Below are 16746 nucleotides of genomic sequence, written 5' to 3'. Positions count from 1 at the left end.
CTGGCTAACCGCTCGATGAAGGTTGCCGCTTCCTGATCGGTAAGTTGTCTAGTCGCGCTAGCGTCCTTACCCGTGAAATTCCTTCGCAGAGCAGCAGGTCTAGGCCTTGCGCAGCTCTTCCTCATCCTAGGCTTCTGTGCACAGCCCGCCGCGGCGCATGTGTCACCGGAGCACGCCGAACTAGTCATTACGACCAAGGAAAACGTCACCAGTGGGCGGCTGATCGTCCACCATGACGTGGTGTCACCACAGAAGGCGGGTGCCTGGGCGTCGCACCTGCTGAGCGCAGCGTGCCCTGCCACCGGCTCCGGCGTCGCCGGGGACGGCGGTGGCGTCCCCGGCGGTGTGGTGGTCGAGCTCGCGTGGAGCTGCCACGTCGACAAGCTCGACCTGAGCGCAATGCTGCAGCAGGGCGGGCTGACCCAGGTCGTCGCCGAGTTCGACGGCACCACGGTCAACGCCAACGCGCAGACCCCAGTTGTGGACGCCTCGGGTGCCCACGCGCTTCCCACCTTCCCCTGGGCAGAGGTGGCACTCGGCATCGCGCTGGCCGCCGCCCTGCTGCTCGCGGTGTGGCAGATCCGCACCGGGCGGCTCCAGGTCGCCCAGCTGGCCGCCAGGGTGCGCGCCGGCCGCGGGCGGATGAAGCTGGCTGCTGTCGGCGCGGTGACGCTGTCCTTCCTGGCTCCCCAGATGGCAGCGGCGGCGCCGCTCGCCGACGGGGCAGCGGCGGCCGCGGACACGGTCACTGTCACAGGCACGGTCTTCAAGGACGCCAACGGCAACGGCAAGCGCGACGCGGACGAGGCTCCGATGGCCGGGGTCGACGTCACGGACGGCGCCGGCTGGACGACGACCGGCCCCGACGGCTCGTACAGCCTGCAGATGGACCCGACCCGCCGGGAGACCGACCTCATCAGCATCGTCTCCCCGAACGGCTACACCCCGCACCTGCGGGAGGACTACGTCCCGGAGTACTTCCACAAGGTGCCCGAGGGTGAAGGCCCGCACTCCGGGATCGACTTCGCCCTCGTCAAGGACAAGAACGCCGCCAACCCCACCGAGAAGTGGTTGATGGTCTCCGACACCGAGACGGCCGACGACCCGGAGTGGACCGGCCACGTCAATGCGATGTCCGAGGTGGACGGCGCGTCGTTGGTGATGACGACGGGTGACCTGACGGTCACCGACTCCGCTCCGGAGTCGCGTCGGCAGGCCAACTACGACGGCATGCGCAAGGGCCTGACCGACGGCAAACTCGGCATGCCGTACTACCCGGTGATGGGCAACCATGACTTCGGTGGCACCGCCACCTCCCGCGGCTATGGCGGCAGCATGGAGTACTGGCGCCGGAACATGGGCCCGGAGTGGTACAGCTTCGACCGCGACGGCCGTCACATCGTCGTGCTTGAGGACAACTACGACTCCAGCGGCCTGAAGCCGCAGCTGGAGTGGCTGCGTGAGGACCTCAAGCGCCACGCCGTGGGTAAGCAGGTGTTCGTCTTCGCGCACCGGTCCCTGTTCACCCAGTGGGGACCCGGCGCCGGCATGCAGCCGACCGTCGACGAGCTGGCGAAGTACGACGTGCGGCTGTTCGCCGCGGGCCACAACCAGCAGGCCGAGTTCCGCCGTGGCGCCTTCAAACGCTCGGTCGAGATCAACAACCAGGGCAAGTACGGCATCGACGGCTCCCAGCCGGACTACAAGATCCTTGACTTCAAGGAGATCACCGACGACCCGCGCACCGAGCGCAACGAAGACACCGGCCTCGTCACGGGTACGCACCGGCAGTTCGACGTCGATGACGATGCCGCGCTGGTCAGCCCCGCACAGGGCAGCGTTCACTCTGCCGGCGCCAAGATCCCGGTCGAGCTGTACGCGGAGGACGACGGCCGTACCCCGGACAACGCGACCCTCACCATCCGCGACAGCAGCCATGCGGTGCGACAGCACAGCCGCCTGAAGTTCGGCGCGGGCAACGACCGTACGGGCATCGAGAACTGTTACACGGCGCCCGGCGGCACGCCGGAGCCCTGCCCGGACGCCCGGATCTCCTGGACCCGGGTCAGTGACAGCATCGAGGGTCTGGCCCCGGGAACGTATACGGCGAAGATGACCGCCGTCGACACCAAGGGCAAGGCCTGGCCCACCATCGAGAACACTTTCCAGGTGGTGCCCGACAGCAAGTTGCCCAAGCCCAAGAGCGGCCAGGACTGGACCCGTCAGGGCCGCGACGAGGCAGGGCGCTCCGCGAGCACGGACAACCCGGGCAGCGAGCTCAGCCTGCGCTGGGCCGCCAACACCGGTGAGCAGTTCAACCTCAACGGATCGGTGATCGCCGACGGCAAGGTGATCGTCTCCTCCCGGGCGTTCGACTCGCCGTACAGCATGATGCTCGCCTACGACCTCGCCTCCGGCCGTGAGATCTGGCGCACCTATCTGGACGGCGACGCCGAGTCGGCGCCGACCCTGCACGACGGCAAGGTCTACCTGACCACCGGCGTCGGCCGGATCTACGCTCTCGACGCGGGGGACGGTCACGTCGTGTGGCAGTCGATCGACCGTGAGGAGCAGCACGGTGACACCGTGCGCCGCTACGGTCGCGCGGGCGGACCGGTCAGCGTCTTCGCGCTTGCGGGCGATGACCACCGTTCGGTCGCCGTCTACCAGGACGCGTACAACATCCGCTGCCGTGACGGCGGGACCGGCAAGATGCTGCCCGGCGGCTTCGGCGGCGGGTTCGGCTGGGGCCAGTTCCACAGCACGGCGATCCGCCAGCCCGGCTCCAACACCGCCTACCTGCACACGGGTGCCAGCGGCACGCTGGTCGCCATGGACCTGGCGACCTGCACGCGGCTGTGGGAACAGGGCAGCGGAGGCGACATCTGGAGCCACTCCTCTCCGGTCCTCACCGACCCGGCCGGCGGGGACCCGCAACTGGTGACGGCGACCTGGGACGGTGTGCGCGGGTACGACCGCACGACCGGTAAGGTCTTGTGGAAGGCCGCTTCGGGCGACGTCTGGGCCTGCGAGGCCGGCCCGGCACCGGTGACGGGCCCCGCTGCCTGGGGCGACATCGCCTACGTCGCGAGTGGCGACGGTGTCATCCGCGCCTACGACACCAAGGCGGCCGACCCGGCCAAGCCGCTGTGGGAAACCAAGACCGGCTACCTGCCCGGGGAGGCCCCCCGGGCCGACACGTGGGGGCGCTGCGACAGCAACGGCAGGCCCGGATCCCCTGCGGACAACGCCCTGGTGACCAAGGACTACGTCTACGCGGGCACCCGGGACGGGCGTCTGCTCGTCCTGGACCGCGCCACCGGCGCGCGGCTGACCGAGTACAACCTCGGCGGCGCGGTGGCCTCGGCACTGTCCGTCAGCGGTGACTGGGTGATCGCCCTCACCGACGACGGGTCGATCCACGCTCTGGCTGCGAACGGCCGCCAGCGGCCGAAGACGTCCCTCACGGTGACCCCGACCGAGAAGGATGCGCAACCGGGCCACGCCATCGACGTGAGCGGCACGTTCAATCTGTCGGCGAACGGGCCGGTCAGCAACGTGGAGCTCAGCGCGACGCCGCCCTCCGGGTGGAAGATCGACGGCGCAACGGTGTCGAAGGCGTCCATGCAGGACGGCTCGTCCATCGAGGGCCGGTGGGCCGTCACGCCGCCGGCGCAGACTGCCTCCGGGTATTACAACGTGCCGGTCATAGCCACCTACCATTTCCATTTCCCCGATGATCCGCTGGACCACCCGCAGCGTGTGGAGAAGACAGTCCGGGTGTTCGTGCCGCCCCCCAGCCCGAGCGGAACCGCGTATGTCAGCGACCTGCCGTTCCTGAGCGAGTCCAACGGGTGGGGCCCGGTCGAGCGCGACAAGTCCAACAATGACAAAAGCGCCGGCGACGGAAAGACCCTGACCATCGGCGGGAAGACGTACGCCAAGGGCCTTGGGGCGCACGCGAACAGCGAGATCACCTTCTGGCTCGGCAGCAGCTGTCGCACCTTCCACGCTGAGGTCGGTGTCGATGACGAGACCGGGGGGGGATCGGTGGCGTATCAGGTGCTCGGCGATGGCAAGCAAATCGCCGACACCCCTGTCGTCCGCGGCCCCGACAGTGCCCGCACCATCGATGCCGATGTGACAGGGGTCAGGATCCTGACACTGAAGGTCAACGACGGCGGTGACGGCAACGGCTCCGACCACGCCGACTGGGCCGACGCCCGGGTGGTCTGCGACTGAGCCACCTGCCGCGGGTCCGCCGGTCTGTTCTCACTAGGGCGGTGGGCCACATGCCGCCGCGGTGAGCCGGATCCGCGTTCCCACCAGTGATCCCTGCACATCATCCTCGGCCCACGTAGACCTCAGGTCGGGCTCGTGGCAGACCGAAGGACTGTCAAGCCGAGGGTGATGTGCACTGGCCGCCCGCCGTCTGCGCGGCAACGGCCACTGACCCACCGTCCGCGCGTTGCCTCCCCTAGCCGGGGGAGGCAACGCGCGGCGTTCCACTCCCGACGGGACCACCGCTGTGCACACCCTCCACACCCTCCGCAGCCACGCCGTCCGTCTCGTGCTGATCGGCCTGGCCGCCGCACTGACACTGCTCGGCACTACAGGCACGGCCGAGGCGCACCCCTTCGGCACACCACCGGTCGCCCAGGTCAAGGCCGAAGGCCGCACCGTCGACATCACCTGGTCGGCCCAGCAGAACGACCTGGACGTCCTGCACCAGGCGGCCAAGGGGGACGACGCGACCTACCTCGGCTCGCACATCACCGTGCAGCAGGACGGGCGCGAGTGCCGGCTCGGGGCGGTGGACACTGCACGGCTCGCGAGCAAGGGCGCCCTGATCCACTACACCTGCCCCGAACCCGTGGACAGGGTCGCCCTGACCATCACCGCACTGACCGACGTCAACCCGGCCTATCGCACGATCTCCGTGACACAGAAGGGCGGCGGCGGCCTGCACACAGCAAGCGACCCCACCCTCACCCTCGCCCTCGGCACAGCCGGCTCCGCCGCCACCGCATCCACGGCGCCGACAACCGTGTGGACCACAGACCTTGCCGCACTGCTGGACCACGGCGTCGTACTGCCACTGGCCCTTCTCGTCTCGGCAGCCGTGGGCGCCTTCCACGCCTGCGCCCCCGGCCACGGGAAGTCGCTCGCGGCCGGGTACCTCGTAGGCGGCCAGGGCAAGGCGCGGGACGCGGTGTGGCTCGGCGCCATCGTGGCCGTCATGCACACCGCATCGGTCACCGTACTCGCCGTGGGCTGGTGGCTCGCCGCCCAGCAAGCACCGGACGTCGCAGCGGTCACGAACTGGCTGCAGCTGATCGCGGCCCTGGTCGTGGTCGCCGTGGGCATCGGCCTGCTCCGACGCCACCTGACCAACCGCAAGCACGGCCACAGCCATGAACACCACCATGGCCACGATCACGGGCATGACCACGATCACCAGCACGGCCACGATCACCAGCATGGCCACGACCACGGCCACAGCCACCACATCCCGACGTCCAAGTCCCTGCTCACCTGGCGCGGCATCCTGCTGCTCGGCACATCCGGCGGCCTGCTCCCCTCCCCATCCGCATTCCTCGTCCTCCTCAGCGGGCTGCTGACCGGCCAGGTCGGCGCGGCGATCGCCATGGTGGCGGCATTCGGTGCCGGCATGGCGCTGACCCTGACCGGCGTCGGCCTCGTGGTCTTGCGCGGTCGCGACGCGTTCCTCGCCCGAGCCACGACCTCGCCCGCGCTGCACACCTGGAGCACCCGCATCCCGGTCATCGCCGCCTGGGCCGTCGTCACCGGCGGCACCGTCGCATCAGCCATAGCCGCCGGCCGCGTCCTGGCACCGTGATCCGAGGCAACAGATCAAGCGCCGCCGCGCCGACCGCAAGACCGGCCGGACCACGATCAAGACCGTCTACGCGGTCACCAGCCTCACCGCCGAGCAGGCCCACCCCGGCCCGGCTCGCCCGGCTCGTCCGCGACCACTGGCGCGTTCCCGCGATGGAGAAAAGTTTCATGACATGAAACAACCATGCTCCTAAATATTTCACATTGTCAAGTAACTGGGTATCCTGAGTGTCATGGCCACCACGCGAACAGACCCTCTGACCCTCGAAGTCGTCGAGCTCATCGGCACTGTCGTGGCGCGCTACTACGAGGAGTACGACCAGGCAGCGGCCGCGCACTCACTGACCGGCGCACAGGCCAGGGTCCTGGGACTGCTCTCCCTGGAGCCGATGCCGATGCGCAGGATCGCCCAGAAGCTGAAGTGCGAGCCGTCGAACGTGACGGGGATCGTCGACCGGCTGGAGACCCGCGGCCTGGTCGAGCGCCGGCCCGACCCGGCCGACCGGCGGGTGAAACTGGCCGCCCCGACGGAGAAGGGCATCGACACCGCGCGGCAGCTGCGCGAGTCGCTCAGCTTCGCCCGGGAGCCCCTGGCAAAGCTGTCGGACACGGACCGCGCGGTGCTGCGGGATCTACTGCGGCGGATGCTGGGCGTGGACGCGGAGTCCTAGCCCCGGGCCGCGCCTAGGAGCAGAAGAACAGGAACCAGCACGTCTCCGTCGCGGTCGGGCTGGGCGCGGGTGCGGGTGGCGCCGGATTCTGGGGCGGTACGGCGGTGCTGGTGGGCTGCCCCGACTCCGCCGGGTCGCGAGGCGTCCCGGAAGGACTCGGTCCGGACGACGGCTCCGTGGACGGGCCGGCGGCGTCGGAGGGCGTGGTGGTGGCCGCGGGCGGGGCCGAGCCCTCGCCTCCTGGGGCCCCGGTGCCGGTCGAGGCGGCCGGACGGCCGGTGCCGGAGGTGTGCGCATCGGTGTCCGCGGCCACGGAGGGACCGTCCGCCGGTCCGGGACTGTCGATGTCGTGGCTCGACGAGGGGTCCGGTGCCGGTTCGATCGTGACGTCGGTGGCCTCGCGTACGTAGTCGGAGGCGTGGTCGTCGCCGTTCGGCTCGATGGCCAGTCGGGCGAGGCTCAGGGCACCGGCGGCGAGCACGACTCCGAGGACGGCGAGCAGAGCCGTACGGCCGCGGTGGCGGTGCGAGCGACGGCCGCGGCCTTCCTTGGCGCCTCGCCCTTCCCGGCCGCGTCGATTGCCCCGACCACCCCGCTCTTCCCGGCCGCCCGGTCCGCCGCTGCCGCCGCTCTCCGCCCGGACACCGCGCCGCGAGCCGCCCGGGGCGCGCGCGCCCCGGGATCCGCGCGCGTGCCCGCCCGGCGCAGGTTCGGCGGCGCCGCGGGACCGGCGGCGACCGGCCGGCATGGGCGGTGCGGCCTTCGCGCGCTCCGCGTCCGGTTCGTGGCCGGAGAGGGCGGGCGTGGCGTAGTGGCTCAGCGCCTCGACAGGGGTTCCGCACCCGGCACAGGCGAGGGCTCCGTTGAGATGCCGCTGACACGGGTGACAGTAATCCATGGCGCCCGCAGATTAAGTGCCGATAGGACAACAGAGAAAGCCGCTCAGGTGAGGATCCTGTGTGGAAGCGTTGATTCCATGACCACCGCCCCCTTCGGTCCGCTCGAATTCCAGCTCGTCCTGCTCCGCCGGATGGCCGACCACCAACCGGGTCTCGTCGAGGACGCCCGGCACGAACTGAGCGCCTCGCTCTCCGAGATGCGGGAGGCGAACCGCCGCTGGCAGGCGATGGTGCGCGCGCCCCGCGGCCGCGGGGCGCTGCGCCGCTACCGCTCGGTGCTGGGCGAACCCGAGTCCTCCGTACGCCGCCGGATCGGCGACCTGGAGTGCGATGCCCTGCTCTGGCCGGTACCGCTCTGGCCGGATCTGCGGTTCGAGGTGATGGTCGCGCCCGGCGCGGCCGTATGGAACGAATGGTTGGTCAGAGCCCCGGGGGCGGCCGGCCCTGAACTGCGCACCGTCGAGGATCTGCGCCCCTGGTCGTGCACCGTCGACGAGGTGGCGCGTGCCTTCGCCCCGGCCCGCCCGATGGAGGGCAGCGCGCCGACCCGCTGGGCGCTGGCGATCACCGACCCCGCGACGGGTGCGCTGTACGTGGCCGAATTCACCTGGGGGCTGTTCCAGCGACTGCTGCCCGGCTGACTCCGGCGCGTCGCCCGCATCTGTCGACCCGTCAGCTCCATACTCCCTCCGGCTCATCCCAACGCGCGCGATTCGTCCGGACGGCGCACGATGCAGAGAGGGTCGGCTGCCGCCGGCACCCCCATCAGCGCTCTCGGGAGAACCTGCCGTGACCGTCAGTCTTGAGCAGTTGCGCCGTTGCCATGTCGCCGTCGACCTCGGGGCCGCCCGTACCCGGGTGTACGTCAAGGGGCTCGGGCTCGTCGTCGACGAGCCGAGCGCCGCCGCAGTGAACACCCGTACCGGCTCGCTCATCGCCGTCGGTGCGCTCGCCGAGCAGATGACAGGCCGCACTCCCGACTACATCCGGGTGGCGCGCCCGGTCTCCGGCGGAACCGTCGTCGACATCGACATGGCCCAGCGCATGCTCCGCCATCTGCTCGGCGAGAAGCTCCGCCGCCAACTGCGCCGCAAGCCGCGGCTGCGGGCGGCCGCCTGCACCCCACACGACAGCGATCCCCTCGCCCAGCGGGCCACCGTCGAGACCCTGGTCGGGCTCGGCGCCCGGCGGGTCGAGCTGATCGACACGCTGATCGCGGCGGCCGTCGGCTGCGGGCTCCCGGTCGAGGAGCCTGTCGGGAGCATGATCATGGTGTGCGGGGCGGCGACCACACAGATCGCGGTGCTCTCGCTCGGTTCGATCGTCACGGCCACCCGGATCCCGATCGGCGGCGACGCCATCGACCACGCGGTGATCCAGCATCTGCGCCAGCACCACGAGTTGATGCTGCCGAGTCAGTCGGTACGTCCGTTGCAGCTGGCGCTCAGCGGCAACGGTCTGACCCCGTACGGTCCCGCGACGACCGAGATCCACGGCCGTGACGTGGCGACCGGTCTGGCCCGCTCGGTGCACGTCGACACCGCCGCCGTGCGGCAGGCCATCCAGACCCCGCTGACCGCGGTCCACGACGGCCTCGGCAAGGTGCTGCGCGACTGCCCGCCCGATCTGGTGGCCGATCTCGCGGACCGCGGGATCATGATGGTCGGCGGCAGCGCGCTGCTGCCGGGTCTCGACCAGATGCTGCGTGATGCGACGGGCATGCCGGTACAGATCGCCGAGCGCCCCGACGTCTGCTCCGTCCTGGGGCTCGGCGCCATGCTGGACGGCAAGATCCAGCCGTTGGTCCTCAACCCGCTGGCCGCCTGACGACCGCGGGGGCGGCGTATGACGCACGAGGACGCGGTTCGGTCCCAGCATGATGCTGCCGCTGCAGAGCGGCGGGCGGCTCATCGGCACCCTCGCGCTGCCCCGGCGGCGCGCTGTACACGGCGGTGGACCGGCTGCTGGCCTCCCAGTTCGCCTCGCAGACGGCGCTCGCCCTGGTGCCGGCGGACGCCCAGCACAACAGGGAACAGCTCGCGGTGTACGAGGACCGTGACCGGATCGCCCGCGACCTGCACGATCTCGTCTTCCAGCGGCTCTTCGCGACGGAAATGATGCTCGAATCGACCCGCCGCCGGGCCGCCGCGCCGGAGACGGACGAGCTGCTCAGCCGGGCCGTCGACGAGCTGGACTCCACCATTGCAGGAAGCGCGGACCGCGATCTTCGCCCTCCAGCAGCCGCCCACCGAGGCGCCCTCCACGTTCGGCGGCCGGGTGCTGCGGAAGACCGGGGGCGCGGCCTCCGTGCTCGGATTCCAGCCGTCGGTGCAATTCTCCGGGGCGGTGGACGCCCTGGTGCGGCAGCCGGTGGACCAGCAGCTCCTCGCGGCGCTGCGCGGCGCCCTGGCGGCGGCGCACCGGCGGGCCGGGGTGCCGGCCATAGAGGTGGAGGTGGAGGTGGATGCGACGGCGCGGCTTCCGGACGGACGGTCCGCGGTCTGGCTGTTGGTTGCCGACGACGGGCGCACCGAGGACGGCTCGCGCTCGACGACCGTCACCTGGCAGGCGCCGCTCTGAGCGCGACCCGGGTGCTGGAGTGGGCGACGCCCGCCTCACGCTTGAGCCTGCGCAGAAGTCCGTCCAGGGCGGCGGTGTCGGCGACCGTGGCGCGTACGAGATAGTCGTGCCCGCCCGTCACATGCACCACTTCGGTGATGCCGGGCAGCGCGAGCACCGCGCGTTCGAACACCTCGTTGCTCGTGTCGATACGCAGCGTCACATCGATGAAGACCACCAGGCCCGTCCGTGTGTCGGCGGCCGGGTCGATGATCACGGTGAAGCCGCGGATGACGCCGTCCCGGCGCAGCCGGCGCACCCGGTCGGCCGCGGCGTTGGCGCTGAGGCCGACCCGTACCCCCAGATCGCGATACGAGATCCGCGCGTCCTCCTGGAGGACGCCGAGGATTTCCCTGTCCAGACGGTCCATACCGCGATTGTCGCAGCTTGTGCCGGATTGCGAATGCGGAGACCCGGGTCTTCCGGCCGATCGGCGGCTGGCTGCCGGACCGCATCCACCCGGCGCTGATCACCTCGGCGGCGCTGGGGCCGGCCGCACTGATGGCGATCGTCCGGGCCTTCGACCCGAAGCTGGCCCCGGGCGGCACGATCGCGCTGCTCTGCATGGCGGCCGGTCTCGGCACGTCGAGCGGCAGCATCTTCGCCCTCGTCTCGCAGGTGACACCGCAGCCGAAGGTGGGCAGCGTCACCGGGATCGTCGGCGTGATGGGCGGACTCGGCGGCTTCGTCCCTCCGCTGGTGATGGGCGCTGTCTACAGCGCGAAGGGCTCGTACTCGATCGGATTCATGCTGCTGTCCGACCTGGCACTGGCCGGGTGTGTGTACGCGTACGGGCGGATGCGGAACGTCAAGCGGGACGAACGGCCGTCCGGCGGATCGGGGCCGGGGCGGAGGAGGCCGTTAGGGTCGGGAGGGTGACTCCTCTTCTGCCTGCGCTGCAGGACGGTTCCGGCCCGGCCGCCTCCCGGGAAGCCGTCCGGTTCGGCGAACACACCCTGACGTACGCACAGTTGGCCGCAGCCTCGGATGCCCTCGCCGCGCGGCTCGCGGGCGCCGGGCGGGTCGCCGTCTGGGCCACCGCGACCCCGGAGACCGTGGTCGCGGTGGTGGCGGCGCTGCGGGCCGGGGTGCCCGCCGTGCCCCTCAACCCGAGGACGGGCGAGCGGGAACTGGCCCATATCGTCGCCGACAGCGCCCCGTCGGCGGTGCTGGCCGGAGCGGGCGACGTGCTCCCGCCCGCACTGGGCGCGCTGGACCGTACGGATGTCGACACGTCGGCAACGGTGGCGAACGGCGCCGGCTTCCCCGAGCCCTCCCCCGAGTCCCCCGCCCTGATCGTCTACACCTCCGGCACCACGGGCCCGCCCAAGGGCGCGATCCTGCCGCGCCGGGCGATCGCCGCCTCCCTGGACGCGCTTGAGGACGCCTGGCAGTGGACCGGCGACGACGTCCTCGTCCACGCCCTGCCGCTGTTCCATGTGCACGGTCTGATCCTCGGCGTCCTGGGTCCGCTGCGCCTGGGCGGTTCGGTGCGTCATCTGGGACGGTTCTCCGCCGAGGGTGTGGCCCGGGAGCTGGGGTCCGGCGGCACGATGCTGTTCGGCGTACCGACGATGTACCACCGGCTGGCCGAGACCCTCGGCGACGGTTCGGCGACGGACGCCGCCGGGCTGGCGAAGGCGCTCACAGGGGCGCGGCTGCTGGTCTCGGGGTCGGCCGCGCTGCCCGTCCATGACCACGAGCGGATCGCGGCGGCGACCGGGCGCCGGGTCGTCGAGCGGTACGGCATGACGGAGACCCTGATGAACACCGGTGTCCGCGCGGACGGCGAACCACGGCCCGGGACGGTCGGCGCACCCCTGCTCGGCGTCGGACTCCGGCTGGTCGAGGAGGACGGCACCCCGCTCGCCGACCCGACGGCCGAGGGCGCTGTGGGCGAGATCCAGGTACGCGGCCCGAACGTCTTCACCGGCTATCTGAACCGCCCCGACGCGACGGCGGCCGCGTTCACCGAGGACGGCTGGTTCCGTACGGGCGACATGGCGACCCTCGACACGGACGGCTATGTACGGATCGTCGGCCGCAAGGCGACCGACCTGATCAAGAGCGGGGGCTACAAGATCGGCGCGGGCGAGATCGAGAACGCGCTGCTGGACCACCCTGGCGTCCGCGAGGCCGCCGTCACCGGGGAGCCGGACACGGATCTGGGCGAGCGGATCGTCGCCTGGGTGGTGCCGTCCGATCCTGGCGCCCCTCCCACGGAGGCCGAGCTGGCGGACCACGTGGCGGCTCAGCTCGCCCCGCACAAGCGGCCGCGCACGGTCCGTTATCTGGAGGCGCTGCCCCGCAACGACATGGGCAAGATCATGAAGCGGTCCCTCGGTGCGTAAGCGGATGACGGCGCGGCAGGCGTTCGCGGTGATCGCCGAGGCCCGGGTTCCGGTGACGACCCTGGTGATCGGCGAGGGCGGCGCGCTGGCCCTGGCGGCGGCGGACAACACGTATGTCACCCGGGACAGCTACTTTTCCTTCATCGCCCCGGAGCTCGCGGCAGCCATCCCGAAGCGCTCCCCCGACGCCGTACGCGCCACGGCCGACCAGCTACGCCTTCGCCCCCAGGACCTGGGGGAGCTGGGCATCGCCCGCGGGATCGCGGCCCCTGGCGCGCCGACCCTCTGACGGCGAGTCCTCCGCGCGGGGTGCCGGATGGCTGGTTAGCGTGAAAACCGGACCAATCATCGAGTCAGGAGCGCAGAGTGATGGCCGCAGAACCTGAGGGCACGCCGTGCTGGGCGGACGCCATGTTCACCGATCTCGAGGGGGCGAAGAGTTTCTACGGTGACGTGCTGGGCTGGACCTTCAGCGAGGCGTCGTCGGAGTTCGGCAACTACACGCAGGCGTACGCGAACGGCAAGGCGGTGGCCGCCGTCGTACCGCCCATGCCCGGCCAGGAGGGCCAGTCTGCATGGTGTCTGTACTTCGCGTCGCCCGACGCCGCCGCCACCGCCGCGAAGATCCGGGACAACGGCGGCGAGGTGCTGATGGACCCGATGCAGGTCGGCGACTTCGGCTCGATGCTACTGGCCCGCGATCCGAGCGGAGTGACGTTCGGCGTGTGGCAGGCGGGGCAGCACGAGGGATTCGAGGCCAAGGGCACGCCCGGTGCGTACTGCTGGTCGGAGGTGTTCACCCGGGAGCCCGCGAAGGCGGACTCCTTCTTCCCCGCCGTCTTCCCGTACAACGTGAAGCAGATGAAGGACGACGCGATCGACTTCTCCATCTACGACCTGGGCGCCGACCCGGTCATGGGGCGGATGAAGATGACGGACGACTTCCCGCCCGAGGTCCCGCCGTACATCAACGTGTACTTCACCGTCGAGGACTGCGACGCGGCGGTGGCGAAGGCGACGGAGCGCGGGGCGATCCTCCGGTTCGGGCCGATGACCAGCCCCTTCGGCCGGTTCGCCGCGCTGAGCGACCCGCAGGGTGCGGCGTTCTCGGTGATCGACGTCAAGACGACCGGGGGCGACATGCCGGAGTTCTCCGACGCGACCACCTGAGCGGCGGCACAGTCCGGCCGTCCGGGTCACCGGCGGCCGGTCACAGTCAGCCGGTCGCCGTCTTTCGGCGACCGGCTGCTGTCTTCCCCCGTCCACTCAGCTCCGTACACAACTCCACAGGAGCGAGAGCACTGCCCTTGACTGCGAGCACCGCACTTGGAGGGCATTGCGTCCGACCGGTCACGGCTGCGGATCGCGCGCGTCGTACCGGGTGTGGTGGTCTTCGCGTCACCGCCGTACCAGACCACGGCGACGACCGGGAAGAGGGCCCGCGGGTGGACGAGGACCATGGGGCACAGGTCGCTGAAGAAGGTCATCCGCAGATTGGGCCGGGCCCCCAGGAAACGCAGCCCGTCGGCGGCGGACGCCCGCTTCTCCCCGCTCCCCCTCCCCACGCCGTCCCCCCGCTCGGGAAGCATCGGTGGCCGCCGGTAGTCGGGCGAGGTCCGCAGTGGAGTCAGCTCGGCGAGTACGCGCGTGCGATGTACAGGTTCTTCGGTCGTTTCGGTCACAGCGGATGGTGACGACCGGTCCGGAGCCGGCTCCCCCTAGGGCCCTACCGCCAATGGATTCCCGATGGGCGCGCATGCCGGGCGCGGGAGTTCACGGTGCCGTTGCGACGCGAGGGTTTGGCGTCGAACAGCGTGGCGTACAGGCCGCTCCGGTCGAGCAGCTGGGCGTGCGTGCCCGACTCCACCAGACGCCCCTCGTCCAGCACCAGGATGCGGTCGGCGTCGGCGGCAAGGGCCAGGTCGTGCGTGATGACGATGGTGGTGCGTCCCTCAGCGAGGCGTCGCAGCGGGCCGAGGATGCGTTGTGCGGCCAGTGCGTCCAGGCCGGTGGTGGGCTCGTCGAGAAGGAGAACGGGCGCGTCGCGGACCATGGCACGGGCGATCGCTATGCGCTGCAGCTGGCCTCCGGAGAGCCGGGATGTGCCGGGCGAGACAACGGTGTTGTAGCCGTCGGGAAGGGCACGGATGAAGTCGTGCGCGCCGGCTGCCCGCGCGGCCTCCTCTATGTCATGGAGGGTCGTATCGGTGCGCCCGCACGCGATGTTCTGCTCGATGGTGTCGTGCAGGACGAGAGTGTCCTGCGGCAACAGCGTGATGTTCCGGCGGAGGTGGGTCAGCGGCAACTGGTCCACGGATGTGCCGTCCAGCCGGACACTGCCGGAGTCCGGGTCGTAGAACCTCAGCAGCAGAGCAGCCAGGGTCGACTTGCCGGCTCCGCTGGGGCCGGTGATGACCAGCAGTTCGCCGGGGACCGCGGTGAACGAGAGACCGCGGAGAACCGGCTCCGGGTTACCTGGGTAGTGGAAGTCGACCTGCCGCGCCTCCACCTCACCGACAGCGCGCCGCCGGGCCGGGGCCGCCACGGAGGCGCTCGGGTCGGTGACGGTGGGCTCGGTGTCAAGAATCTCCAGAAGCCGCTCGGCTCCGGCGGTCGCGGCGGTGGCCGTCAGACCGAGCTGGCCGAGGGAGCGGATCGGCGGGTAGAGGGAACCGACGAAGGCGGCGAAGGCGAGGAGCTGCCCGAGTGTGATCCCGCCCGTGGAGATCTGCCACGCACCCAGACCGATGATCACCAGGACGCACACGGTTTCGAGGACCTCCACGAGTTGCTCGTAGAGCTCGGCGAGCCTGGTGCCCCTCACCGCCGCCGTGAACCGGGCACGCGCCTTGCCGAGGAGCCGCTCCTCCTCATCGTGCTGCCTGTTGTACGCCTGGGTCATGACGACGTTGACCAGCGTCTCCTCGACCACGGCAGTGATGGCACCGTCCGCCGCACGTCCGCGCCGGGACACCGCGCGCAGAGGCCCCGTGAACAGGCGGGTGGTGAGGTAGAAGAACGGGACCATGGCAAAGGTGGCGAGGGCCAGTTTCCAGCTCAGCCACACAGCGGCGGCAGCGTAGAAGAAGGTGTTGAAGAGAGCGGTCGCAGCCCCGACGATGCCGGAGACCACGAGGGCTTCGATGGCTTCCACATCGCCGGTGAGCCTCTCGACCAGGTCACCGCGGCGATTGCGCTGGTAGAAGTGGGGCGGCAGCGTCTGCAGATGACTGAAGACCCGGGCCCGCAGCCGCATCACGAAGCGTTCGGCGGTCCAGACCGCGAGCGAGCTGCACAGGTACCCCACAATCGCACCGATGACAGCCACGGTGAGCCACTGACCAGCAGGTTTCCAGAAGGCGCTGACGGATCCCTGCTGCAGAGCGTTGTCGGTCAGTTCCGCGAAGAGAAGGATGGTGATGGTCTCCGCGATCGCGGTCACGATGGCGAGGGCGCAGATGAGCAGCAGCCATCGCCGGTCGCCATAGGTGAGCGGCCAGAACCGTCGGAACGACCGCACCACGCTAATGGGGTCGGTACGGATCGGAACGTCCGCCACCGATTCCGGGGGCGGTTCGTCGGGGCGCGCGAGGGGGCCGAGAAGGCGCATGGGCCTCACATCACTGAGGAGTGCGGAATGCGGACCGCCGCCGGAGCCTCTTCCCGAATCAGAGCCGGATCGCGGCGCGAACTGCAATGCCGCCGCGATTCAAGCCTTGAAGAGCGCCTGCGGAGCGCCTGTCAGGGGCCGCAGGTCGACATGATCCGAACGGGAGGCCCCTGGGGCGCGGGCCCCAAAACCACAAGGCGGACCCGCGCGGGTGCGCGGGCCAGCCTCGTGTAGGGGGTTTGGAGATTCTGGGTAGGACTAGCGGCCTCCGAAGCCTCCGCGGCCTCCGCGGCCTCCGAAGCCTCCGAAGCCTCCGAAGCCTCCGCGGCCGAAGCCGCCGAAGCCGCCGAAGCCGCGTCCACGCCCGCCGTAGCCGCCGTAGCCGCCGCGACCGCCGTAGCCGCCGTAGCCGCCGCAGTCGCCGCCCCAGCGGAAGATGCTACGTGCGTTCATCTTCGCCTCCTTACGAGGTTGGTGTGCCGCCCCTTGCTCCAGCTGCGGCACTTCCGACATTACGACCACCCCCGACTACCAACAAGTCGGGCAAGCGCTGATTCGACCGGAACTTACGAAACGCCCCGAATCTCCGGAGTGTTGCCGGGCGCGACGCTCCTACATGCCCCTCCCGCACGGCCCGTCGGCGGCTCCCGCCGTGGCGCGGGCCGTGCCCGCCTGCGCGCACTCGACCTGACGGCACCTCGCGGCACCGAGCATCCGGATATCCGATCCACATGATG

General features: G+C 70.6%; 11 protein-coding genes and 4 pseudogenes. 10 read left to right on the top strand and 5 right to left on the bottom strand.

What is annotated here, in order from left to right; translation table 11 throughout:
• Positions 1-72 precede the first annotated feature (72 nt).
• The 3 genes from OH809_RS29345 (at position 73) to OH809_RS29335 (ending at position 6530) form a co-directional block, all read left to right on the top strand.
• On the top strand, positions 73-4242 hold the full coding sequence (locus tag OH809_RS29345) for an NPCBM/NEW2 domain-containing protein (RefSeq protein ID WP_406515850.1): 4170 nt from the start codon (positions 73-75) through the stop codon (positions 4240-4242).
• Positions 4243-4528: 286 nt separating this feature from the next.
• Entirely contained in the window at positions 4529-5860 is a 1332-nt protein-coding gene (locus OH809_RS29340) for a hypothetical protein (RefSeq protein ID WP_406515849.1), read from the top strand.
• 232 nt (positions 5861-6092) lie between these two features.
• Positions 6093-6530, top strand: a complete 438-nt coding sequence (locus OH809_RS29335) for a MarR family winged helix-turn-helix transcriptional regulator (RefSeq protein ID WP_266985973.1) — start codon at positions 6093-6095, stop codon at positions 6528-6530.
• A gap of 13 nt (positions 6531-6543) precedes the next feature.
• Here the strand turns inward: OH809_RS29335 and OH809_RS29330 are convergent, their stop codons facing one another.
• Entirely contained in the window at positions 6544-7428 is an 885-nt protein-coding gene (locus OH809_RS29330; protein WP_406515848.1) for a hypothetical protein, read from the bottom strand.
• A gap of 78 nt (positions 7429-7506) precedes the next feature.
• Between OH809_RS29330 and OH809_RS29325 the strand changes: the two genes are divergently transcribed.
• From OH809_RS29325 to OH809_RS29315, 3 genes and pseudogenes are all read left to right on the top strand, one after another.
• A complete protein-coding gene (locus tag OH809_RS29325) occupies positions 7507-8070 on the top strand; it encodes a hypothetical protein (RefSeq protein ID WP_406515847.1) in 564 nt (187 codons plus the stop codon).
• A gap of 148 nt (positions 8071-8218) precedes the next feature.
• A complete protein-coding gene (locus OH809_RS29320; RefSeq protein WP_406515846.1) occupies positions 8219-9256 on the top strand; it encodes a rod shape-determining protein in 1038 nt (345 codons plus the stop codon).
• Between the two features lie 28 nt (positions 9257-9284).
• Positions 9285-10009, top strand: a pseudogene (locus OH809_RS29315) (histidine kinase); the annotation flags it as partial.
• Here the strand turns inward: OH809_RS29315 and OH809_RS29310 are convergent.
• Positions 9987-10418 carry an Lrp/AsnC family transcriptional regulator gene (locus OH809_RS29310; protein WP_406419193.1) on the bottom strand — a complete coding sequence of 144 codons (432 nt, stop codon included), beginning with the start codon at positions 10416-10418 and terminating at the stop codon, positions 9987-9989. The pseudogene OH809_RS29315 and the gene OH809_RS29310 overlap by 23 nt on opposite strands.
• 41 nt (positions 10419-10459) lie before the next feature.
• Here OH809_RS29310 and OH809_RS29305 point away from each other — a divergent pair.
• From OH809_RS29305 to OH809_RS29290, 4 genes and pseudogenes are all read left to right on the top strand, one after another.
• Positions 10460-10927 (top strand): annotated as a pseudogene (locus OH809_RS29305) (MFS transporter); the annotation flags it as partial.
• On the top strand, positions 10924-12399 hold the full coding sequence (locus OH809_RS29300; RefSeq protein WP_406515845.1) for an acyl-CoA synthetase: 1476 nt from the start codon (positions 10924-10926) through the stop codon (positions 12397-12399). The pseudogene OH809_RS29305 and the gene OH809_RS29300, both read left to right, overlap by 4 nt.
• A 22-nt stretch (positions 12400-12421) precedes the next feature.
• A pseudogene (locus OH809_RS29295) lies at positions 12422-12688 on the top strand (acetyl-CoA carboxylase); the annotation flags it as partial.
• Between the two features lie 80 nt (positions 12689-12768).
• Complete coding sequence (locus OH809_RS29290; protein ID WP_406419197.1) at positions 12769-13569, top strand: VOC family protein; 801 nt, start codon at positions 12769-12771, stop codon at positions 13567-13569.
• Positions 13570-13784: 215 nt separating this feature from the next.
• Here OH809_RS29290 and OH809_RS29285 read toward each other — a convergent pair.
• The 3 genes and pseudogenes from OH809_RS29285 to OH809_RS29275 all read right to left on the bottom strand — a co-directional run.
• Positions 13785-14003 (bottom strand): annotated as a pseudogene (locus OH809_RS29285) (MFS transporter); the annotation flags it as partial.
• A gap of 122 nt (positions 14004-14125) precedes the next feature.
• Positions 14126-16009, bottom strand: coding sequence for an ABC transporter ATP-binding protein (locus tag OH809_RS29280; protein ID WP_406515844.1), 1884 nt, complete (start codon positions 16007-16009; stop codon positions 14126-14128).
• 258 nt (positions 16010-16267) lie between these two features.
• A complete protein-coding gene (locus tag OH809_RS29275; protein ID WP_406419199.1) occupies positions 16268-16462 on the bottom strand; it encodes a hypothetical protein in 195 nt (64 codons plus the stop codon).
• Positions 16463-16746: the final 284 nt, after the last annotated feature.

The sequence above is a fragment of the Streptomyces sp. NBC_00873 genome, from assembly GCF_045207415.1.
GTDB lineage: Bacteria > Actinomycetota > Actinomycetes > Streptomycetales > Streptomycetaceae > Streptomyces.
The sequence above is the reverse complement of the archived record's forward strand: the minus strand, read 5'-3'. Positions and strand labels throughout refer to the sequence as shown.